This is a genomic window from Scytonema sp. PCC 10023 (assembly GCF_963920835.1).
Taxonomy (GTDB): domain Bacteria; phylum Cyanobacteriota; class Cyanobacteriia; order Cyanobacteriales; family Nostocaceae; genus Kalymmatonema.
The window spans coordinates 17290-40681 of sequence record NZ_CAWUDP010000046.1; the positions used below are offsets into that span (position 1 = coordinate 17290).

Below are 23392 nucleotides of genomic sequence, written 5' to 3' on the forward strand. Positions count from 1 at the left end.
TCAGCCCATGCATCAAACATCGCCACAACGGCAAATTCTGAATACTAATAACTATAACTATTTGCTGTTTTTGCCTAAAAGCTATGAAGCACAAGAGTTTCGTTTACCAATGATTTTGTTTTTACATGGTGCTGGTGAGCGAGGCTCTAACCTAGAAGATGTGAAAAGGAATGGTATCGCTAGGATAGTGGAGGAGCAGCCCGATTTCCCGTTTATTGCTGTGTCTCCCCAGTGTCCGCCTGGTGAACGCTGGTCAGTGAACCTGTTGAGTGCCCTTTTAGATGACGTTATTGCTCAGTACCACGTCTCACTGGATCGGGTTTACCTAACTGGTTTAAGCATGGGTGGATATGGCACATGGCACTTAGCAGCAGATCAGCCGGATAGGTTTGCAGCAATAGCACCCATTTGCGGTGGTGGGAACCCTCAGGAAGCTTATCGTTTAAAAAATCTGCCTGTGTGGGCATTTCATGGAAAACGCGATCGCATTGTGCCACTAAGGGAATCTGAAAAAATGGTCCAAGCACTCAAAAACTGTGGCGCAAATAATGTGAAGTTTACAGTGTATCCGGAAGCTGATCACGACTCATGGACCCAGACTTATAACAATCCAATGTTGTACGACTGGTTTTTGCAGCATCAACGTTCAATTACAACTTAATATTGTTTAGCGCTTAGGTGATTTTTTTGTGTTGTAACTATCTCTTGAATGAAACTTTGAGGCAAACTAAGCTATATTAGCTCAGCTTGCACTCATAGTACTATCTAACTGTGTTAACTTATCTGATGAGGTTAAGTAATATACTTTATATATTAGAAAATCTTAAAAAATTTTCTTCTATCTAAAGTCGTAAATATTATCTCTCAAAAGAGAGTGATTTTCTGCTATAACGCAGCATTTTAAATAGAATTAAGGTTTCTTTGAAAATCTGCTACCTCTCAGTCACTAGGAGGATGGAGCTAAAGTCATAAGTTTTTAGCCTTGAAGGCAGAGAGGACTTTAAAAAGAACGCAGAACACACAATATCGCCAACGTAACATTGGCGCTTATTTATTGGCGCTTATTTACCAAGAAAAGAATTCTTTTTTTCTCCATACCATCTCTTAGGAGGATTTTGACCAAGAAAGAATAAGCATACCACAGAGTAGGAATTCAGAATAAAAATAAAAAATAAACTTATTTTTTTCTTTATTCTTCTGCCTTTGTTCTGCATTTTCCTCATCTAACTCATCGTATAGGGAAATTCAAACTCCTACACTCTTAGAGCAAACAAATTGTTTATCAGGAGGTTAACCAATGACAGTGACAAACAGTAAGCGCATTCGTTACGCCGTCATAGGACTGGGTTGGATAGCCCAAGAAGATGTCCTTCCTGCTTTTGCCCACACGGAAAATTCGCAACTGGTTGCCTTATTTTCCGAAGATCCAATCAAGCGTGAGGAACTCGGCAAACAGTATGGAGTCAAGACTTACGCCTACGAAGAGTATGATAACTGCCTCAAAAGTGGCGAAATAGACGCAGTTTACATTGCGCTGCCTAACCATCTCCACTGCGATTATACTGTGCGGGCGGCAAAGGCAGGTGTTCATGTGCTTTGCGAAAAGCCAATGGCAGTCACCGAACAAGAGTGCGAACAGATGATTCGCGCTTGCCTTGAAAACAATGTCAAGCTGATGATCGCCTACCGTTTGCACTTTGACAAAGCAAATATGCAGGCGGTAGAAATTGTTAATTCAGGCAAAATTGGTGAGCCGCGTATCTTTAACTCTGTATTTTCTCAAAAGGTTGTTGAAGGGAACGTGCGGTTAGAACCAATCTCTAATGGTGGCGGTACTGTTTACGATATGGGGATATACTGCATCAATGCTACCCGCTATCTATTTCAAGATGAACCGACTGAAGTCGTTGCCTTCAGCGCCAGTAAACCAGAGAAGCGCTTTGACGAAGCCGACGAAATGACCAGCGCTATTCTGCGTTTTCCTGGAGAGAGACTGGCAACCTTCACTTCTAGCTTTGGCGCTGCGCCAGTTTCCACTTTGGTGGTTGCAGGCACAAAAGGCGACTTGCGGATGGATTCAGCATACTCTTATCAGGGCGAACTGAAGCAACAAATTACCATCAACAATGAGACGCAGGAACAATCTTTTCCTGCTGGAAGCCAGTTTGCTGCAGAAATTATCTACTTCTCAGACTGTGTGCTCACAGGTATTGACCCGGAACCCTCTGGTGAGGAAGGGTTAGCTGATATTCGCATCATTCGTGCTATTAACCAATCAGCACAAACAGGTCAGCCCGTGCAACTCGGTGAGTTCAAGCGACAGCACAGACCAACGGCTGACCAGATCATTCAACGTCCAGAGAGTCAACAGCCAGAATTAATTCACGCAGCAGACCCTTCAGGTAAATCGTAGATAATTCAAAATTCCAAGAAACGGTTAAGAGTGGGGCGTCTTTTGCTCCGCTCTTATTTCAATCCCTGATAAGGATTGATACTTTTTACTTTTTGTCGCGGTCTTATATTTTACCACATTCAAATCACCCAGACGTGTATTCAACTAAATGAAAACCGCCATAACTAATTTCAGAAAAATTTGGTAAAAAATATGGACATTAGAAGCCCAGCTTTTTTTATTGGTAGCACCATCCCATTTAAATACACCTGCGATGGTGATAATATCTCTCCTCCTCTACTGTGGGAAGCACCTCCTCAAGGAACAAAAAGCTTTGCCCTCATTGTCGATGATCCCGATGCACCCGACGGAACGTTTACCCATTGGGTTGTCTACAATTTACCTGCTGATAGCCGTGAATTACCAGAAGGACTTAGTAACCACCCGACACTTCCAAATGGTGGTAGACAGGGAAAAAACAGTTTTGGTGAGTTAGGTTTCGGCGGACCCTGTCCACCCAAAAACGGTGCTCATCGCTACTTTTTCAAAATCTTTGCGCTAGACCAACCGCTTGATTTACCACCAGGAGCAAGCAAAGAACAGGTGATAGAGGCGATCGAGGGTCATGTGCTGGATAAAGCAGAAGTGATGGGACGCTACGCAAGAGAAACTGGTTAATTGGCGGGGCGATCGCCCTCGCGGTGCCGCACGGCTGCGCCGTTCACGTAGTGTGCCCGAAGGGCTTACGGCACTGCGCGGAGCGCAATCGCGCTTTTCTCCCCCTGAGTCCAGCTTACTTTTCACGGTATCACCGAAAACCTCGCTTCTATTTCTCTCTCCTATAAGGAGAGAGACGCAGGAATTTTGGGGAAAGAAAGTTAGATTTTTTGTGGACTTTTCCACATGACGTGAAAAGTCAGCTGAGTCCAGAGGACACGCACTCGCGTGAGTCCCTAAGTTCTTACGGACACGCTGCGCGTATGCCCAGTGGGTACGGCCACGGCTACCGCCTGTACCGTGCGTCCTCCGTTCGCGCAGCGTCTCCGAACGCGAGTGCGTGTCCGTTCGGCCTCAAGCCGTGCCCGAAGGGCTCAGGACATAGGAGACAGGAGGCACGGCACGCTTTGCGCTTACGCTCCGGGGCTTTGCCCCGCATAAAGGCGATTGCAAAGGTGCCAGTGCCAGAATGCGATCGCATTGAAAATGGGAATTTGGTCGATGCACTTTGTTGCGATGCTTACCTTCAGTTTGCCGATTAGGTTAGCTGTCATCTCGAAACATGAGCTTACACCTTTTTGATCAATAAACAAGGCGCTTTTTTCAAAAAGCTTACTAAATATATAGTTACATCTAGGTTTCGTCTTTTCCTACTTTTTCAGTTTGTAAAAATATAAAAACTGGCTACAAATCCCACTTTTTCCACCTACTATAATTGTGACATTTTTGATATAAAATAGATAACTGAGAGTTCAAATGGGGATATAAATATTTAAGCCGCAGTCTGAAAAATTTTCAGATTACGGCTTTTCATTGTTTTAAGAATCAATCACAAGAAACTTTTATTTAAGAAAAAAGAGAGAACAAGCAAGAATGCTTCCAGTTCACACTACCCTTGTTTGACCAAACTTGCTCAAACAAGAATGGGTTTTCCTAGATGGAAAAACCAACCTACAGTTTCATCTGCTTGACATTACTAAATTAACTAAAACCCAGTAACCAACAAGCACAAGAAAAACGCTCAGCCACAAAATTGGTTTGTTCATATGCAGATGTTTGAAAGCGGATTTTTATTGCAAAGAGCGAATATACGCTATAGAAATTAGGCAATAATTAATAACTTTTCCTCAGTTCTCTTAGCCTTTATGGTATGACAACCGAAGTCTATATGACTATTGCCGATTTTTTATCAAAGTTTCATCAAACACTACCAACCTCCCCAGGACTTCTACCCTTTGGTTTTGGCTGATCAGCCACAATATGCTCTGTGGATAAGACTATTTTAGCGATATCAGCAGGGTTTTGCAGGGAGAAACGACGTGATTGGTATTAATAATACAAGTTTTAAAATTATCCAAAAAGGTTATTGACAATGTTGTAAATAATAAAAAAAACCTCTTTGATATTCCTATTGTTCTATTCCTTAGTAAGTAGAAATAATAGATGTGGCAATATCTATTATTTGGGATCAATGACAATCATTCTTTCGATGGAAGAAATGCAAATATAATTTTTATTAACATTGAAGGTTTATTTTCTTTCTTAGACACTAAGTTCCCTACTTAAGATAGAAAGACAATTTTTAAATGAACAGAATAAAGTGCTTATTAAATTCTTACTCAGGTTTGTCTACCAAGTTAGCTCTCACTATAGTTGAGTAGCTGGAAATCATTCATTAGTGAGAAAGTCCGCAGTTTGAATTTAAAATTTAACTTTTTAGACTTTTTAGGAGGTTTTTGATGCGAATTGCCCAAGTTGCTCCACTCTGGGAGAGAGTACCACCTCCAGCTTATGGCGGTATAGAGCTAGTCGTTGGACTTTTAACTGATGAATTAGTAAGACGCGGACACGAAGTCACGCTATTTGCATCAGGAGATTCCATCAGTTTGGCAAAGCTTGAATCAGTCCATCCCTGTGCCCTACGACTTGATCGGACTGTGAAAGAACACAGCGTGTACGATATGCTGAACTTAGCAAGGGTGTATGAGCAAGCTGAAGAGTTTGATATTATTCATTCCCACATCGGGTTTCCTGCCTTGACCTACGCCAAGCTGGTAAAAACACCCACTGTTCACACGTTGCATGGAATTTTTACTCCTGACAACGAAAAGATATTTAAACATGCAAAAAACCAACCTTACGTCAGTATTTCCGATGCACAGCGAGAACAAAGGCTAGGGCTGAACTGTGTAGCAACAGTCTACAACGGGATTGATGTCAACAGCTATAAATTTTATGTCCAACCTGAAGAGCCACCCTATTTAGCGTTTCTAGGTCGGATTTCTCCAGAGAAAGGAACGCACTTGGCGATAGAAATTGCTAAAAAAGCAGGCTGGCGCTTGAAGATGGCAGGTAAGGTGGATGTCGTTGATGTGGAATACTATGAAAGTGAAATCAAGCCTTTGATTGATGGCAAGCAAATTGAATATTTAGGTGAAGCCAATCATCAGCAAAAAAATACATTAATGGGCGGTGCGGTAGCAACCCTATTCCCTATTACCTGGCGAGAACCGTTTGGGTTGGTAATGGTTGAATCAATGGCATCTGGTACCCCTGTGATTGCGATGAACCTCGGCTCTACACAAGAGATAATTACCCATGGTAAAACAGGTTTTCTCTGCAACAGCGTTGAAGAATGTGTGAGTGCTATTAGCAAGGTTGCTGAACTAGATCGCTTTGCTTGTCGGGAGAATGTCTGGAACCGTTTCAGTGTTCAGAATATGACTGATGGCTATGAAGCAGTTTATCAAAAGATTCTGGCTGAACGGTTTGCTCGGAATAACGGATATTTCCGCAAGCCAGTTCTTTTAAGTAACAGCTCGATTTAGGGGATTCGGGATCGTCTATTTGATTTGTTAAAATCGGGTATGCTTAGATTCCCGACTTCTTGAAGAAGTCGGGAATCTTGTTGTTCACGTAGCCGAAGGCAGCCCGCAGGGCTTACGATTTAGGATTGCTATATCTTTTGTTATAGCTTTTCTAAACCTCTGTGATACTCGTCTATAAGTCTCAAAGACTGATTAACAAAGTTCTGATACTCGTCTATGAGTCATAAAGACTTATCTAGGAGGTTGTGATACTCGTCTATGAGTCATAAAGACTTATCTAGGAGGTTGTGATACTCGTCTATGAGTCTCAAAGACTGATTAACAAAGTTCTGATACTCGTCTATGAGTCTCAAACACTTATCCACCAGGTTGTGATACTCGTCCACGAGCGATCGCCTACCCCGTCCTCCGCCTAAATCTTAAGTTTGCTCGGCATAGCCTTGCAAGTTTTCTGGCTCAAATTGGCGCAGAATCCGAGTTGCCTGACGAGTCAATTCTTCAGTACCTTTGATCACAATTAGGTACTTCCCTGCGTTAAGGCGGTTCCGGTAGGGTAGAGCATCCCCACTCCCCACGCTTAAACCAACTCCACCACCGACAAAGTATGCACCCAAAGCACCAGAAGCGGCTCCCAACAGTCCACCAATAAGGTGATTGCCAAGATTGCCAATGGGAAATATTTCAATTCCCGTCAAAACGTTGAAGGCGTAACCAGCAACAAAACCAAAGGGAATCAGCCAAGATGACAAACGAGTCATACCTTTCTTTGCTTGCTGATTTGGGTCAATCAACCCAAACTCATCAGCACTTTTGTACCCTGTACCTAAAATGTCAATTTGCTGAGTGGGTAAGCCTTCTTTTTCTAGGGCAGTGTAAGCTTCTTCTGCCTTTAATCGGTCTGGTAGAACTGCAACAAGATAATTCATAGCATTATTCTGAGTCATGTAGTCGTTGTTAAGTCAAAAAAGTCTTTTGCTCACTTTCATGACCATCAAATAAAGTGAGCCTACTAACCATAAACTTAAGTATCCAAGCAGTAGAAAACGTCAATCTTCAGATTGAGATAAAACTAGAACAGTTCTCTGCCTTTGCTTATATCCAATAGAAATGCCATTTTTCATATACTCATATTTTGGTCTATCCATTTGCCTTGCGGGGTTAGAGCAGTAAGTAGGTCGGCACAAATATACATTTTTTGTTTGTAGTAAGCGCTAAGCGCGTTCGCCGTCAGGCGTGCCGCAGGCTAGACAGCGCTTACTACAAGCGTTTCACGTCAAGTTACTTTTGTTTACATAAGTTTGTGTAATCACGCAGACCTACTTAATCGACTCGAATAATCGCTCGTTATCCGCTCGTTTTGAGCTATGGAAAGCGCGAGGAACAAATAGAGATGTTGCAGCCGCTCAAGTCGTCCTCAACAGAGGGTGTGCAGCCGTCGGGCAGACGGGTCTTGCATGCGCGCAGGAGGGTAAGTTCACAAGAACCGTTACATAAAACCTACCCAAAGCTACCCATAACTGGACAATTCTCGCCAAAGATAACTTGTACCAATTAGATTTTTTGGGTTTCGTTTATTTCCTGCTTCATTCTGGAGAAGTCGGCTTCAACCAGTCCACAGGCTATTACTGTCTAACTGACAGCTTTGCTCAAATTAATCGCTGCGTTTAAATCGCGGTCTAAACTGAATCCGCAGTGGTCACACTTGAACACTCGTTGCTCCAGTCCAAGCATTTCTTTTTTGGTTCCGCAGCTAGAACAGGTCTTACTAGATGGGAACCATCGGTCAACTACAACAAGTTTTGAACCATATAGTTCACACTTATAGGTCAATTGTCTGCGAAACTCATAAAATCCCATATCAGCAATTGCCTTAGCCAGTTTGTGATTAGCCATCAGCCCTGATACATTTAAGTCCTCAATCACTACTGTACCGTGGTTCTTAGCAAGCAGTGTAGTTAACTTATGCAGCGTATCTTTTCGGATGTTGGCAATCTTTCTGTGCAGTCTAGCAACTTGCAACTGCGCTTTTTTCCAATTGTTTGAACCGATAACTTTATGGCGATTCAACCACTGTATTCTGCTAAGTTTGGCTTCATACCTCTTGTAGGACTTAGCTCCTAGAATTACTTCACCAGTGCTGAGGGTGCAAAGGCTTTTAACACCCAAATCAACACCTACAACGTCTGTATGTTTGGATTGCTGCTGTTCTATATCAAACCTAAAACTGATAAACCATTTATCAGCTTGACGGCTAACAGTAACAGATTTAGTCAACACTTGCGGTAGTCGCTCGTAGGTTCTTAAAACACCGATTACAGGTACTTGAATTTTGTTGCTACCTAAGATTTTGACTGTACCTTCAAGTGTAAATGAATCTCTGCGTCCTTTCTTCTTAAACTGTGGAGCGCCAGCAGTCTTTTTGAAGCATCTATCCCAAGCACTTCTCAATGCTCTTAACGCTTCCTGTGGAGACGATTTAGAGCATTCGTAATACCATTCATTTTCGCTCTTTACAAGTGCTACCAACCATTTATGCAGGTCAATAGCGCTAGGAAACTTTATCTTGGCTTTAGGATTAACCTTATTATGGTCAAGTATTTGCTTAGTGAGAGCCAGCCCCTAATTCCAAGCATGACGTGCTACTCCACAATGCTTTAACAGTTGAATGCGTTGCTGCTTATTGAGTTTTAGTTCTGTTTTAAAACCTAACAACATTGCCCTCTCTCTTGTGTATGTTACTATAGTAACATATATAGTTAATATTGTGTTATGCCATTTAAAAAAGGAAACAGGTTAGGATTTAAGCCTCAAAACGAGGAACCATTTGATAAACGTCCTGTGTGTTTCAATGTTCGCTGCGGGAATAAGAGAGAAACTTAAAGCCGTCCCTGACTGGCAAGAACGACTAAGGGAATGTGTAGATAAGTTGATTGAGGAAGTGGAGAAATAGTAAGATGTGGGTAGCTTTGTCCAGAAATTAAGTGACAGCTTCTAACCCCTTTGATTCAAGAATCCCACGGCTTTTCGTTAAACGTCCGCTTGCAATAGTTTAACAGCCGTGGGAGTGTCAACTGCTCTACCTCCTGCTATTTTTTAGTTCCGTCGAACTCACGTTATTTACTATTGATCTAACCAGTTAAGCAGCCCAAGTGAAGTAGCGCCTCCTACAAGGTGAGCGCCAATCAGATTGACGTTTGCCAAAACTACAAAAAGATCTAGGGAACGAATGACATTTTCAGGTCTATAGACTGCCACTCCTTGAGGCAGAGCTAGAACTTTTGATAGTACAGCAATAACGGTCACTTCAGATGCTAAAAAAGCTAACAATAGCCCTATCAAACTGACAATTAATCCAATGCGTAATACTTGAATTACGTCCTCTTTCGTTGGATGTAGTTCACGGTTAGGGGACTGTAAAAGTTTGTCTAAACGCCTGTAGCGGTTCACCCAATAGAGCCTGAAACACAGCACTAAAATTCCAATAATACCAAAAAAGACTCCAAACCCCATGACCGAATTCGTCGTTGTTTGGACAGTGGAACTACGGCTAAATATTGCCAAGAACAAAGCGAAGCTAGAAACACCGCCTAGTGCTAACTGTACCCAGAAGCTAATCGGTCTTACTACGCCGAAGGTGGCTGCAAATTTTTGCTTAGTTGGTACAGGTAGGTATGAATTTAAGTCATTTGACATATTCGTTCTCCTTAAGCCTGATAAACTATCTTTTGATTTTTGAAAATAGTCTTACTTCAGTCATTTTGGGCTTGGCATAGCGCCTTAAATAGTTAATAATTGTCTACTTTTCAATTAGAGGTAGCAGCTGGTAATTGCTCTGGTTTGACTGTGATAATTTGGGTGAAACCATTGCGGTTAACTTTAAATTTAACTTAAAATTGAAGAGTATTTCCTAAAGGTATTGCTTCTACTTGATCTTGGACTTGCTCGGCGTTTTGAATTTAAACTCCTTTGACTGCGGTAATAATATCGCCAGGACATAAACCACCATGGGCTGCTGCAGAATTGGGATCCACAGCTACAATTAAGACTCCTCGCTCTTGATTGACTTTAAAACCAAGATTACTTTGGTTGATTTCCTGTTAAATTTCCGGTGTTAGCTCAATCAGTCGCACACATATATATATGGATGAATAATAAACTATCAAATATTAACCTAAGTCAAGTCAGTCTCTAGAAAGATGTAGCGAGTAGAGATTTTTTATTCTAGGTAGTATGTCGCTCACTTCTCTAAAAAGATGTAGCGAGCAGAGATTTTTTATTCTAGGTAGTATGCTGCTCACTTGACGACGGTAATAGAGAGTATCCAGGGTGTGGGTAAAGGATTGAGTACATTATTAAACCGATGGTGGCTGCCATCATTTGGGAGAGAACCAACGTTCGCACCGTGTTTGTGCCGTGCTGCGGGTCAAGGTAAATGAGAAACGCACTTGAAGTGAGTAATGCAAACAGCAAGTGCTGCCGACTCAGCACTTCGACGAGAGCCAGCACAGTTAGTATTAACACCGTTGGCGCTGTTGCCAATGCGAGTTCACCCTTGAGATCCAGCCTAGTTCGGAGCGATCGATTTACGCCCTCTAAGGGTTTTAAGCTGGAAAAGTTTTGATTCATATCTCTATCTCAGTACGTTCCTGTTCTGGTAAACGCCTTTGCTCTCCCTCCCTGATTTCGCGCTCTAAGAAATAATTCAGTAGAGTTCGCAAAAGAACAATTGCTCCCAGGTTTAGAATATCCTGACGAGTAGGCGCAACTGCCGTACGCAGGATGTCACTGGCAACTGTAAATTCTAATCCCAACGCCAATACCCGCCCCAATTTTAGACGGATCAATTCGGTGGAATCATAATGATGTGTCCTGCGGGAAAACAATTGCCGGACATAAGTAATAATTCCACGAAAAACCGCACCACCAATCACCACTGCAGCGGCAATTTCTGCCCCAGCTGCTAAGTAACCAACAATCACCTTTAGCCATGACTCCAAAGGGCTTTCCAACACTGCTGCTTGTTGGTCAGTTTGTCCCACATTGAGACTCAACAGTAGAACCAGACCAAAGATTAATCCAAGGGGTAACAGAATGTTAATTAGAGAATCATGTCTCGTTTCTCGTTTCATGCCAGCTTGGTTTTGCTTGACTCAGTGTAAGGCTTTGCCGCAATTGCTTCTTCCTTCAAATGAGGGAAGAATTTATGCTTGACAAAATGTAACTTGAGTGCGTATTTAATTAGGTGAAGGTCAATTTATCCCCAGTCCGCGATTCCTGTGTTGCAAGTTACAGCGGTTTTTACTTACATGTAATACACCAAATGATAGGGGCGTTCGCTGCGCGAACGCCCCTACAAATGTATTGTGTTCAATCGAAAATCGCTATAAATACCACTCTTGACGCTTGCGTGTACAAGAGCGGCTTTTGGTGTCTACCGTATCGAGGCTCTTGCAAGCTAATGTTTCAGCACCAGCCGATACCGTGCTTTCCCACTTTGTAGCCGTTCTAATGCCTCGTTCACCTGATCGAACTTAAAGGTTTCGATGACTGGCTCAATTTTGTGGCGAGCAACAAAATCGAGCATTTGGACAATCGTGGCAGGGCTTCCAAGGGGGCTACCAGAAATTGACTTTTGAGCCGCTATTAATGGGAAAACAAGGCTGGAAACGGGGTTAGGAACCACCCCAACAAAGTGTAGTCGTCCTTTTGGACGTAGCAAGGAAATGTAAGTACTCCAATCTAAATCAACGTTGACAGTTGAGAGAATTAAATCGAAGGAATTTTCCACAGATTTAAGTGCATTTGGGTCGCGGGAATTGATGAAGTGATTCGCACCAAGTTCTCTTGCTTCCGCTTCCTTATCAGGGCTAGTGGAGAATGCAGTCAGATCACAGCCCCAAGCATGAAGAAACTTCAATGCCATATGACCTAATCCACCGATACCAATCACACCAACACGGTCAGTTGGTTTGACATCAAACTGCACTATCGGATTAAAAACTGTGATACCACCGCAAAATAATGGTCCAGCACTCACAGGGTCAATGTCAGAAGGTAAAGGCATAACCCAAGCCTCATGGGCGCGTACCTTGTCGGCAAAGCCTCCATGCCGACCAACGATAGTACCTTCGGCTGTCAAGCAGAGATTATGGCTGCCGGACATACACCACTCGCAAGTCATACACGATCGCGAATTCCAACCCAGTCCAACTCGTTGCCCCACTTGAAGTTTTTTCACGGCATCACCAACGGCTGCGATCGTGCCAACCACTTCATGTCCTGGAACAATAGGATACTGAGTCATTCCCCAATCGTTCTTGAGCATACTGAGGTCGCTATGGCAAATCCCACAGTATTCAACATCAATCTCCACATTCTCACTGCCAAGCGGTCCTAGATCGTATTCAAAGGGTTTGAGTTCTCCGCCGGGTTGAAAAGCTGCGTAGGCGCGAACCATAGAAATGACCTCAGGTGATGATGTTAAATTTTTCCAAGTTGTTATTGTAAAGTTTACTCATTGTGTATGAAGCGTTTTATATCAGGTTAGATATAAAACTTTGCAATTCCTATCCAAATTTTAAAAAATATTGCCTAAATTTCTCTCTTCATGCTATTGGGGATGTTTAAGTTTCAACCTAACTGCCGTCGAAACTGACGAATACTCAGGGTCATCAGCACTGTAGCAAAAACTAGTAAAATTAATACTTGACGCCAAAGCGTTTCGATACCGACTCCTTTAAGCAAAATCCCGCGACAAACTTCGATAAAGTAACGTAAGGGGTCGAGATAAGTGAGCCATTGCACGAAGGTGGGCATCGAGGAAATGGGAGTGGTAGCTCCACATAAAAGAGTCAGGGGCGGGTTGACAAAGAATGCTGTTAACTGTGTCTGCTGTTCGCTTTTTGAGTAGGAAGCAATCAAGATGCCGATACTGATACCTACCCAGAAGTAAAGCACGGCAATCATTAGGAACACAAGTAAATTACCCCGCAGTGGCACACCAAAGGCTAGCTTTGCTACGCTAAGAGCAATCAAAACATCAACGGTAAGCAGAACAAGTAACGGACACACCTTAGCGAGAATGACTTCTGTGTTCGAGGCTGGAGTCATAATCAGTTGCTCAATAGTTCCCGCTTCTTTTTCCCGTACCACCAATGATGCGGCGGCTTGAGAACCGATGACTGTAAGCAAAATTCCAAAGACCCCTGAGACTATAAACCAAGAAGTTTCCAACCCAGGATTGTAGAATACTGAAGTCTGAACCTGCACCTGATTGCGCTGGAAGGCTACAGCATTGCCACCCTTGTTTCTATGACGCAAGTTGTAGTCACTGACTAATTGGCTAATGTAACTAGAAGCAATACTAGCTGTGTTTGCATCTACAGCATCATACAGCGCCTGCACTTCGACTGTACGTCTTTTGGCAATGTCATCAGCAAATTCTGGCGGAATAGAGATACCGACGGTCAGGGAACCTTTCGCCAAATCGGCAACCATATCCTCTTCGTTAGCATAGTACCGACTAATCACAAATGCATCAGTCTGATTGAATATTTCCACAAATTCACGCGAGGCACTACTTTTGCTATAGTCGGTAATTCCAACTTTAAGGTTTTGGAAGTCTGGACTCAGAGCAAAACCAAACAACATTAAAAAGACAGTGGGCGGTACCAGCAATTGAATCACTAACTGACGGTTACGCAATATCTGAGCGAATTCTTTCTGGAAAAGCGCCCAAAAACGGCTGCCTAAAAGGGTGTCTATTAAATTTGAAAACATATTAAATATAGCGGTTTGCAATTAGGTAAGGTACAAAAAGAAATAATGAACCACAGATGAACACAGATGGACACAGATAAATAATTACTTCATTCAATTGAGTTGCGCTGTTATTTTGAATTTTGAATGATTTAAGCTCCCAATTGCATCTTCTGCAATTTACGCCAAGCCAAGAAGAAAAATAAGCTTGCAAGGAGTGTCAAAGCTAAGACCTGAAACCAGATTCCCAACCAACCTACGCCGCGAACATAGGCATCGCGAGTTAACTCAATGTAGTATCGAGCTGGAATAATGTTGGAAACCCAACGGATGCCAATAGGAATATTAGCTATTGGGTAGATGAACCCGGATAATTGAAGTGACAGCAAAAATGCCGTAAAGGCTACTGCTTGGATTGCAGCACTCTGTACTTTGGTATTGCAGCCCAGAAAGATACCCCAAAATACACCGCAAGCAATGTAAAGTATTGAACTGAGAATTATGGGTGTGGGATCGCCAACAAATCTCAAACCGAAGAACAGCCATGCTTCTAAATGGACAAACAACACCTCCGCCATACCCACCAGCCAAAACGCTGCTGCTTTACCTAGTAAGTATTCTGTGCCTGTTAAGCTAGATGCATAAACCTGGAGGATAGTCCCTTGTTCATACTCTTTTGCTGTAGCCAAGCCAGCCAGAAGTGGAGGAAACAGGGTGACAGTAATTGCAATAGCCCCAGGACCAATGTATTTTAAGGTTTCTAAGCCGGGGTTGTACCACAGCCGAGATTGAAGCTTGACAAGCAGATGACTACTACCGCGTAAATTTTCCACAAAAGCATTGGTCGTTGCTTTGGCATAGCCTCTAACAATATTGGCAGTGTTAGCATCGGTACCATCTACCAAGATTTGCACTTCGGCTGCACGTCCACTCCGTTTTAAGTCGCGTGAAAACTCTGGAGGGATAATTAAACCTGCTGCTACTGAACCTTTATCTAGTAGTCGCGGCACATTAACCTCTGGTCCAAAAGCAACTATATTGAACTTATTGGTGCGCTCAAAGGTGGCAATATACTCGCGGCTAGTTGGTGTCAAGTCTAAATCTTGAATGGCAAAGTTAATTTTGTTTACTTCTAGGGATACTGCAAAACCAAACAGCAGTAGCAGTATCAACGGCAAGAAGAGTGCTAGTGTTAGGGTTAGGCGATCGCGTCCCAGTTGCGTTAGTTCTTTAACAGTCTGAGCAAAGATGCGTTTCGGTTTCATACTAAGTCCTCATTGCTGAGTGATGAAAAAGTTAAAATGTTTTGACTCTTGACTCCTGACTTTTGACTTTCTTAATCCTTTGGCACATCTAAACCGCGCTGTCGCGCTTGTTCCACCACACTAATGAACACGTCTTCCAGCGAAAACTCCATCTGTCGATGGCTTTCCACTTTTATCCCAGCTTTAACGAGCCAATTTTCAACTTGGGGAATCTGCATGCGCGGCTCATCTAGAATAGTATGCAGACGCGAACCGAAAATCGACACCCGCCTGCGCTCCAACTTCTGCTTGAGCACATCCGAAGCCTTTTGCACCTGCTCACACTCCCATTCCACCAATTGTCCTGGCTGCTCTTGTTTGACTTGACGCGGTGTCCCTTGAGCTACGAGTTCCCCTGCTACCATGAATCCCAAGCGGTGACACTGTTCGGCTTCTTCTAGATAATGGGTAGTTACCAGTATTGCCATGCCTTCACCAGCAAACTGGTTGATCCAGCGCCAAAATTCTCTTCTTGCAAGCGGATCAACACCAGAAGTTGGCTCGTCAAGAAACACAACTTTTGGTTCGTGCATCACTGCTGCGCCAAAAGCCACCCGCTGCTTCCAACCTCCTGGTAAGTCCGCAGTTAGCCTATCCTCTTGACCTAGTAAATCACTCATCTGGAGTACCCAGTTTTTCTTTGCTCGTCGATGACGGCGAGGTATACCATAAACACCGCAGTAAAACTCCAGGTTCTGTCCTATCGTCAGGTCATCGTATAGGGTAAACTTTTGTGACATATAGCCGATTTTCTGACGTACTTCGGCACTGCGTAATTGACCCGTTTCCCCTACCAGACTGACTTTGCCAGAACTTGCTGGCAGCAAGCCACAAAGCATTTTGATGACGGTTGTCTTTCCGGCACCATTCGCCCCCAAAAGACCAAAAACTTCACCGTATTTAATGTCTAAATTGATATTATTAACTGCGTGGAAATTACCAAAAATTTTATTTAGATTTTCCGCCCCAATGGCTGTTCCCTGAGATTTTTCTTGATGGAAAATTCGCGGATAATTGCCTGTAGAAGTTTCGCCTTTGAGTTCCCGCAACCGGGCAACAAAGGTATTCTCTAAAGTTGGGGTATCGGTAGCAAGATTTTCAACTTTAATCTGTTGCTGCTGCAAGACGCGCTCAATTCTGTGACTGGTTTCTTTAGGCTGCGCTGTAAGTACATCTAGGCGATCGCCAAAGCGTTGCACATCTTGCGCCAAATCTCGTAAATCAACGTTATTCTTGAGAATGTCTGCAGCTTTATCTAATTGCGCCACAGGGATATAAACTTCTAACCGTTGCACGCCCAAGCTCGCTTTTACTTTAGCAGGCGTGTCGCATTGCTGAATTTTGCCCTCATACATCAAAGCAATCCGCGAACAGCGTTCTGCTTCATCTAGGTAGGGGGTAGCGACTACTGTTGTCATGCCTTCACTCACAGCCAAATCTGCTAAGATATCCCAAAACTCGCGACGCGATACCGGATCTACACCCGTTGTTGGCTCATCCAATAACAAAATTTTCGGCTGGTGAATCAGCGCACAGCACAAAGCGAGTTTTTGCTTCATTCCCCCGGAGAGGCGTCCCGCTAGACGTTCTTTAAACTGTGCCAAGTCTAGTAACTTTAAGTAGTGTTCGCTACGGCTTTTCAAAGCCGCTTCAGTGACCTCACGTAAGCCTGCGGCATAACGCAAATTTTCCCATATGCTCATATCCAGGTAAAGACTAAAGCGCTGAGTGAGGTAGCCCATTTGCAGGCGCACATCCCAAGGTTTGGAATCGAGTACCTCGACGATGCCGCTTGTTTGTGGCATGACTCCTGAGAGAATTTGAAATGTGGTGCTTTTGCCTGCCCCATCAGGTCCTATTAGCCCAAAAATCTCACCTTGATAGATGTCTAAGTTGATACCTGCTACTGCTTCAGTTTGTTTGCCGTAGCGGTGTTGTAAGTCCCGGATGGAGATGACGGGAGAGTTGGTGCGTTTTTGTGGAGTGTTTGTCTGGAGCGTTGCTGTCATAATTTTATGAACGACTAGCTATATAGCAATCCTATTTGAGTTGTGAAAATTATTTTTTGAACGAACCGCCAAGTCGCCAAGGACGCCAAGAAAAGAGAGAAAAGAGAATTTCACGAATGATTTAGGATTGCTATAGCGGTTTGCAATTGGGTAAGGTGCACAAAGAAAGAATGAACCACAGATGGACACAGATAATTACTTTATTCAATTGAATTGCGCTATATATGACAGGCATCTTGCCTGTCCCACAGGACGCAGAGGAGAGAATTATTGTTTGGATTTCCACGGCAGAGAAAGCTGAGTAGAAGCAGGCTTTTGCTGCGTTTCTGGTACAAGAATTCGACCATCGGCGGGCATTCCCGGTTTTGCTAAACCTTGAGGATTTTTTAGGGTGAGTTCTACTCCAAATACTTGTGTTACCCTATCTTTTTTAAAATAAGTATTTTCTGGGGTGTAACTGGCTTTGGGGTCTATACGAGTGACTGTTGCCTGTAGCGGTTGCTTGGGATAACTATCTAAGTACACTAAACTAGACTGACCAATTCTGACTTTGCCGATTTCTCCTTCGGGGATGAAGCCACGTAGATAAAGATTGTTAAGATTGATGATTGTTAACAGTGGCGCACCTGCTGCAACGACTTCGCCTGGTTCTACAGAACGGGTGATGACATTACCAGCTAAGGGGCTTTTAATAACTAAGTAATTTAAATTTGCTTGAGTTTGCGCTTGTGTCGCTTGGGCGTCGCGGACTTCCTGCTGGGAGACTGATATGTCGGTACGGGCTTGGGCGATTTGTTTTTCAACTTGTAATGCCGCTGCGGCGCGAATTGGTGGATTGCTGAGAGTGGCTTGGGCTTGGGTTAGGGTTCCTTGCGCTGACTGAACCTGCTGCTGGGCTGCAGCAACGCGGGCTTGTGCCACACCCAATGCAGCATTATCTTCATCCCGCCGCTGGGCTGACACAGCACCTTCGGCATACAAGGAACTGGTACGCCGTTGTCTTGCCTGTGCTAGCTTCAAGTTTGCTTGAGCCTCTACTAACTGCGATCGCGCAGCTGCTAAAGCATTCTCTGCCTGCACGACTCGACCTTTACTTTCTTGATTCGCCTGCTGGGTAGTGAGATTAGCTTGTTGTAGCTGTGCTTGGAGTATGGGCAACTGCTGGCGGGCGCGTTCTAACCTCTCCTGTGCCGCACGTACACGGGCAGCAGCTCCTTGTAGTTGGGCGCGTAATTCGGAGTCGTCTATTTGCACTAACAGTTGACCTGGCTTAACCATATCTCCTTCCCTAACGCCTACGTTGGCTATTCGACCACCGATTTTGGCAGACACATCGGTTTCATAGCCTTCAATACGTCCACTTAAAAACAGACCATCAGGCTCTGGTTGATAAAAGAATACACGATAAACTCCGTATCCAACCCCACCTAGGAGGGCGATCGCCCCCAAAATCAGCACTGGTTTAGGAATGCGTCGTCGCGGCTGCGGTGGCGGCTGGGGCTTGGAGGGTTGCTTTAAGTCGTTGTCAGCAATGCTGGGAGCCTGTTTAGAGTCATGGGTAGGATTGGGCTGCGTTTGTGTCATAACAACTCCGTGGGTAGTGATGAACTCCTAGAAACTTTAAATTGATTGATTGATTAATCAACTTTGCTCCAAAAAAAAATTTGGCTTCAAGCTTGGTTGTAGCCGTTTTCATTCAAGTCAAACACACCTTGCGGCAGAGAATATGGTATTGTATCTGCGCTGGTAGCAGAACGTCTGTATGAATCCTTATCAGGGATTAAAACCATGCCTTGCAGGAAAACCTCGACAGCAGTTGCTACCATCGTATCAGAGCTAATTTGCTGAGCATCGGGTTGTTGGAATACTTCACGCGTGAGTATGTACGCAATAAATGGACCCACAAAACAGCGAGCTGCTGCTGCTGGGTTCATAGGTTTCATGACTCCAAGTGACATTTGCTTTGCCAGATAGCGAGTTAAGAAAGAAATAGAACGACTCGGTCCAATTTTGTTAATTATCTCCGCAACTGCAGGCTGCCGAAACGCTTCACCCAACAGCAGCTTCATCAGCGCGATAGATGTCGGGTTTTCCGATACTTTGAGAAAGGCTTTACCAAAGATGGTGAGGGCATCCTGCGGTGGTTTGCTCATTATGTCCTCCTCACTGTGGATCAGCAATTGCAGCACTGGAAGGCGTTGCTCAACCACTTGCTCAAACAAGTCGCTTTTATCCTTAAAGTAGTGATATATCAAGCCAGGTGAGCCAATCCCCGCTGCTGCTGCAATATCTTTGTTGGTCGCCTTCTCGAAGCCTTTGCTAGCAAATACTTGCAAAGCACCGTCAATAATCTGCTGTCGCCGCCCTTCAAAGTCTTGTTCGTCGCGTGGAGGCATAACATCCTTGATTGATTGGTCAATCAAAAATATAACATGATTAATTATGGGTGTATATGCAAATGAAAAAAACCTTAGCATATAATAATAGTATTAAGGACGCTAAGTATTACCGAAAAAGAGCTTGTAATACCAAAAGTGTAGAAATATAGCATCGTTCTAGAGAAGGATTTTGAGAGCGGTGCTGTCTGCAACTCAAATTCCTCCTTTGTGGTGGCTTTCTTGGTGGAAATGTTGGTCTATATTTTAGCTAAACATCACAGGTAGATTGAGCAAAATCTCGCTCAAACAGATTTAATAAGGCGCGATATTAAAGTTGTTGCTTTTAAAAAAACACCATAAAAGTTTTTCACTGTATATTTTTTTACTTTTAACTATGAAATCTCGCTTTTCTAAATTGCGTAAAAGTCTTGCCTTCTTTCTTGCTGGCTTAGGTACTGCTGTAGGTGTGGGATTAGTGACTCCTACACCAGTGGGTGCGGTTCCCTGGGCTGAGTTACTTTTTAATGGCGTTCAGCTGTTGCAACTGTCTAATTTGTCAACACAGCAAAAAGTCGAACTGGGTAGCCAGATTCACCAACAGGTACGCAGTAATTATAGACTCGGCACCAATGATAATGTTACCCGCGTGGGTCAACGGTTAGCTCAAGCGAGTGACTGTTCTCAAACTCCTTTTAAATTTTATGTAGTTCAAGACCGAAACATTAATGCCTTCGCAACCACAGGCGGCTACGTTTACGTGCATACAGGGTTGCTTAATGCGGTAGATAATGAAGACCAATTAGCGGCGGTTATGGGTCACGAAATAGGTCACATTTGCAACGACGACGTTATCAAGAAGCTTAGACAAGCGCAACTCGCTCAAGGTGCAGCCTCTGTGGCTGGTTTAGACAGAAGTACTGTGGCTGCCGCAGCTTATAAACTAGCTGTAGACCTACCTAATAGCCGGGATGCTGAATACAACGCTGATGACAAAGGACTGCGGTATATGCAACGGGCAGGTTATAACCCTAATGCTATGCCTGCATTTTTAAGCAAATTGGTAAAGCAGTCTTCTTCACCGTCGTTTTTAAGTAGCCACCCAGGAGCGCGAGAGCGGATTTCTGTTTTACAAAGAAAAATTGCCGCAGGTCGGTAAAGGTAGCAAGGAAACCAGTTTCTCTATAAACCTGGGTTCCTAACAAAGAAGCTCAAACTTTTGATAGGGCAGCAACGGTGGGTGAGCTGGAAGATGGGGGGACTACCGCAGTTGACTTGGCAGCCCACCATAGGACAACAGCGGGAACCACACCCAGCAGCACACTGATTGCTGTAGGAATCCAGAATCGGCTGCCGAGTTGACTAATCGTGATGATGGCTCCGAAGGCAAAGTTAACCAGGTAGATGAAGAGCGGAACCCGCAGTTGATTACGGATCAGTTGCGTTGAAGGGGTACGCCAGAAAAGGGCTGCCACAGACATGAAAAGTGCCCCAGTTCCTAACCACCCGCTCAGGTTACGGTAGGGCATGCCAAAGAACTGTCCCAGATCTTGAAATTCCCAGAAAGGGTAAGGGGTCTGGCTCATGGCGGGATCTAACACAAAGTCCCAGGCAGTGAGGAGGAGGGCACCCAGAGCGATCGCCCCCAGCTGCTTAACCCAACCATTAACCCCCTTAGCTTCCAGCGCAACTCGCGCCAGCAGATAGGTAGACATTCCCATATAAAACCAAGACAATGGAATGGTGAATGGCACCAATCCCGCAATTTTGTACCCTAAACCGCTCAAATACTGATAATGACCAAACGGAAAGCCTGTGCTGGTTCCTAGCAGTTCACTGCACAGTGACAAAACCACGGCAGGTAGCATAAACCCCAGCCAGTTTTGCCAACCCAGCATTCGGTAAGCATAAATCGCAACGGTAGCTGTTCCTAAAAGAATGTAGACAGCGCCGCCTCCGATCATGCTCCAGCCAAAAAGTGTTTGACCAAAGGGCGGTAAGGTCCCAATAAAGGCAGGATTGGGCAATACAAGCAGCAATCCTGCCAATCCAAACACCAGCGACAAAATGTGACTTGCCAGACAGAGGCGCTCAACAGTAATTAACGGCTTCATCGAAAACTCCTTGGATATAGTCATGCTGTGGATTTAGCGCCCCATGTTTACCTTTAAGGTAACTGGGGCAACTGCAGGTCGGGCTTGCTCCGCTCTTAACGGTATCGCGGAAGTCCCCACCTTCAATGTACTCATAAGGTGGGCGACGGGTGGAGCAATGATGAAGACATCCCCGACTGATTCAATCCTTGGGATTGAGAGGGAGTGGGATGGTTGAAGAATTGCCAATCTCTGGGGTCGATAGTCGCTTGATGTAGTCTCTTATCAATTCGGCTGACGAAATTCCTTTTCTTTGAGCAGCGTTCTCCAATTTGTCCCATTCTTGCTGGGTTAGTCGAACTCGAAATATCTTGTCTCTTGCCATAATCGTAGCCTATTTGTGCTACAATTATGGTATCAGCGCTCCCACTGACCAACTCGACACAAACGGACTAGCTGTGCTAGGTGAACAGTGCGAACGCGAGTGCGTGCCCGAAGGGCATACGTTGGGGACGGTACAGAACCATGACAATTGGTATGGGGTTGCATTGAGAAGAATTGCTTCGTGCATGAAACCATCAATGCGTAAAACCAGTATGTAGGGTTGTACAGAACTTTGGTTCCTTGTACAAAGATTCCGTGGGGCGTCAGGAATCTCTAAACTGCCTGTGGAGGTATCGTTCTCGGGGATAATCATACGCGAGTGTGTTTATCTAGATGCGACCAATGAAGCAGGAAATTTCTTTGGGGCGACCTGGAGAAGCCCCATCCTCAGTCGTAAGACAGGATGGGGAGAACGTCACGAGCACTTTGTAGATAGACAATGAGACTTCTCATAGATTTTTCTGGGAGGAGTTCTTAAATCCCAAACGATTCCTAGCCATGAAAGTAGCTTAAGAATGTAATGGGTAATATCTATTTCCCACCAGTAAAAACCTTGCCGTTCTGAAGCAGGATAGTAATGATGATTATTATGCCAACCTTCGCCTAGAGTAATGAGAGCTAAAAACCAATTATTGCGACTAGTATCTGTTGTATCAAAACGACGAGAACCAAAGATATGGGCGAGAGAATTAATTGTAAAAGTCGTGTGATAAAGCAGTAAAGTACTTAAACAAAATCCCCACACAAACATCTGTAAACCAGTGGTTTGTAGCTCAGGGGTATACAGCTGACATAGTATTCCGATTGCTATCAAAGTGAGTCCTAGCACAGTAGGAGCAATCATATGAAAACGGTTTAAGTACTGCAACTCCGGATATTGTGCAAAATCTCGAACGTTCTGTTCATTCGTTTTGGAATATTCAGGACACATCACCCAGCCAATATGCGACCACCAGAAACCATGAACAACGGGGGAATGAATATCTTGTTCCGTATCTGTATTGCGGTGGTGATGACGATGATGCGCTGCCCACCATAATGGACCTAACTGAGCTGAGGAATTGCCTAGAACAGCAAGAATAAACTGAAACCAACGCGTTGTTTTATAAGCACGATGTGAAAAATAACGGTGGTATCCTGCTGTCACTCCAAACATCCGCACAAACCAGAGTATAAAGCACGTAATGAGAGCAGCCCAACTAAAGCCCACCCAAAAAATAAACAGGCAACCGATATGAACGGATATAAAGGGAATATTACCTAAAATATCTATTTTATGTTCTTGTCTTGATAACATATGTGAGCCGTTGAGTCAGGTTTGGAAATAGCAAAAATTATTAGAAAAAAACCTTCGGGAACTACCGCTGCGAAGATGTCGGTCTTCATGGAGAAGTTCTTAATGTGTACTTTTACAGCATGGCAGATGGGTGCTTGAGATTTGGTATTGGCAAAGGTTTGAGATGTATAAGATGAGTTTATAACGTTTGAAATTGTTACAAAAGTTAAAAAAATCGATAACATCTCAGTACCAC

General features: G+C 44.0%; 20 protein-coding genes and 1 pseudogene. 6 read left to right on the forward strand and 15 right to left on the reverse strand.

Annotation, left to right across the window (positions count from 1 at the left end; all coding sequences use genetic code 11):
• The first annotated feature begins 7 nt into the window (after window positions 1–7).
• From ACM0OZ_RS25610 to ACM0OZ_RS25630, 5 genes are all read left to right on the forward strand, one after another.
• Complete coding sequence (locus ACM0OZ_RS25610; protein WP_414585645.1) at window positions 8–661, forward strand: prolyl oligopeptidase family serine peptidase; 654 nt, start codon at window positions 8–10, stop codon at window positions 659–661.
• Between the two features lie 636 nt (window positions 662–1297).
• Complete coding sequence (locus ACM0OZ_RS25615) at window positions 1298–2413, forward strand: Gfo/Idh/MocA family protein (protein ID WP_414585646.1); 1116 nt, start codon at window positions 1298–1300, stop codon at window positions 2411–2413.
• Between the two features lie 192 nt (window positions 2414–2605).
• Window positions 2606–3070 carry a YbhB/YbcL family Raf kinase inhibitor-like protein gene (locus ACM0OZ_RS25620; RefSeq protein ID WP_414585647.1) on the forward strand — a complete coding sequence of 155 codons (465 nt, stop codon included), beginning with the start codon at window positions 2606–2608 and terminating at the stop codon, window positions 3068–3070.
• A gap of 540 nt (window positions 3071–3610) precedes the next feature.
• Window positions 3611–3691, forward strand: coding sequence for a hypothetical protein (locus ACM0OZ_RS25625; RefSeq protein WP_414585691.1), 81 nt, complete (start codon window positions 3611–3613; stop codon window positions 3689–3691).
• Between the two features lie 1157 nt (window positions 3692–4848).
• Complete coding sequence (locus ACM0OZ_RS25630) at window positions 4849–5937, forward strand: glycosyltransferase family 4 protein (RefSeq protein WP_414585648.1); 1089 nt, start codon at window positions 4849–4851, stop codon at window positions 5935–5937.
• 419 nt (window positions 5938–6356) lie between these two features.
• Here ACM0OZ_RS25630 and ACM0OZ_RS25635 read toward each other — a convergent pair whose 3' ends face one another.
• From ACM0OZ_RS25635 to ACM0OZ_RS25690, 12 genes and pseudogenes are all read right to left on the reverse strand, one after another.
• Window positions 6357–6863 (reverse strand): hypothetical protein, encoded by a 507-nt coding sequence (locus ACM0OZ_RS25635; RefSeq protein WP_414585649.1) that lies wholly within the window; start codon window positions 6861–6863, stop codon window positions 6357–6359.
• A 625-nt stretch (window positions 6864–7488) separates the two neighbouring features.
• Window positions 7489–8652 (reverse strand): annotated as a pseudogene (locus tag ACM0OZ_RS25640) (RNA-guided endonuclease InsQ/TnpB family protein).
• 405 nt (window positions 8653–9057) lie between these two features.
• Window positions 9058–9630: a DUF3611 family protein gene (locus ACM0OZ_RS25645; protein WP_414585650.1), complete on the reverse strand. Its 573-nt coding sequence runs from the start codon at window positions 9628–9630 to the stop codon at window positions 9058–9060.
• A gap of 263 nt (window positions 9631–9893) precedes the next feature.
• Window positions 9894–10028: a PDZ domain-containing protein gene (locus ACM0OZ_RS25650; protein WP_414585692.1), complete on the reverse strand. Its 135-nt coding sequence runs from the start codon at window positions 10026–10028 to the stop codon at window positions 9894–9896.
• 187 nt (window positions 10029–10215) lie between these two features.
• Window positions 10216–10563, reverse strand: a complete 348-nt coding sequence (locus ACM0OZ_RS25655) for a hypothetical protein (RefSeq protein ID WP_414585651.1) — start codon at window positions 10561–10563, stop codon at window positions 10216–10218.
• Window positions 10560–11066: a DUF1622 domain-containing protein gene (locus ACM0OZ_RS25660; protein WP_414585652.1), complete on the reverse strand. Its 507-nt coding sequence runs from the start codon at window positions 11064–11066 to the stop codon at window positions 10560–10562. The genes ACM0OZ_RS25655 and ACM0OZ_RS25660 overlap by 4 nt, the downstream gene beginning before the upstream one ends.
• Window positions 11067–11392: 326 nt before the next feature.
• Window positions 11393–12394 (reverse strand): NADPH-dependent aldehyde reductase Ahr, encoded by a 1002-nt coding sequence (gene ahr / locus ACM0OZ_RS25665; RefSeq protein ID WP_414585653.1) that lies wholly within the window; start codon window positions 12392–12394, stop codon window positions 11393–11395.
• 173 nt (window positions 12395–12567) lie between these two features.
• Complete coding sequence (locus tag ACM0OZ_RS25670; protein ID WP_414585654.1) at window positions 12568–13716, reverse strand: ABC transporter permease; 1149 nt, start codon at window positions 13714–13716, stop codon at window positions 12568–12570.
• Between the two features lie 131 nt (window positions 13717–13847).
• A complete protein-coding gene (locus ACM0OZ_RS25675) occupies window positions 13848–14960 on the reverse strand; it encodes an ABC transporter permease (RefSeq protein WP_414585656.1) in 1113 nt (370 codons plus the stop codon).
• A gap of 71 nt (window positions 14961–15031) precedes the next feature.
• Window positions 15032–17008, reverse strand: a complete 1977-nt coding sequence (locus tag ACM0OZ_RS25680; protein WP_414585657.1) for an ATP-binding cassette domain-containing protein — start codon at window positions 17006–17008, stop codon at window positions 15032–15034.
• A gap of 267 nt (window positions 17009–17275) precedes the next feature.
• A complete protein-coding gene (locus tag ACM0OZ_RS25685) occupies window positions 17276–18592 on the reverse strand; it encodes an HlyD family secretion protein (RefSeq protein ID WP_414585658.1) in 1317 nt (438 codons plus the stop codon).
• 86 nt (window positions 18593–18678) lie between these two features.
• Complete coding sequence (locus ACM0OZ_RS25690) at window positions 18679–19404, reverse strand: TetR/AcrR family transcriptional regulator (protein ID WP_414585659.1); 726 nt, start codon at window positions 19402–19404, stop codon at window positions 18679–18681.
• A gap of 376 nt (window positions 19405–19780) precedes the next feature.
• Here ACM0OZ_RS25690 and ACM0OZ_RS25695 point away from each other — a divergent pair, with 376 nt between their 5' ends.
• Window positions 19781–20542, forward strand: coding sequence for a M48 family metallopeptidase (locus ACM0OZ_RS25695; RefSeq protein WP_041032743.1), 762 nt, complete (start codon window positions 19781–19783; stop codon window positions 20540–20542).
• A 52-nt stretch (window positions 20543–20594) separates the two neighbouring features.
• Here ACM0OZ_RS25695 and cruF read toward each other — a convergent pair whose 3' ends face one another.
• The 3 genes from cruF to ACM0OZ_RS25710 all read right to left on the reverse strand — a co-directional run bounded on the left by cruF (window position 20595) and on the right by ACM0OZ_RS25710 (window position 23157).
• Window positions 20595–21497: a gamma-carotene 1'-hydroxylase CruF gene (gene cruF, locus ACM0OZ_RS25700; RefSeq protein WP_414585660.1), complete on the reverse strand. Its 903-nt coding sequence runs from the start codon at window positions 21495–21497 to the stop codon at window positions 20595–20597.
• 181 nt (window positions 21498–21678) lie between these two features.
• Window positions 21679–21861, reverse strand: coding sequence for a plasmid mobilization protein (locus ACM0OZ_RS25705; RefSeq protein ID WP_414585661.1), 183 nt, complete (start codon window positions 21859–21861; stop codon window positions 21679–21681).
• A gap of 414 nt (window positions 21862–22275) precedes the next feature.
• Window positions 22276–23157: an acyl-CoA desaturase gene (locus tag ACM0OZ_RS25710; protein WP_414585662.1), complete on the reverse strand. Its 882-nt coding sequence runs from the start codon at window positions 23155–23157 to the stop codon at window positions 22276–22278.
• Window positions 23158–23392: the final 235 nt, after the last annotated feature.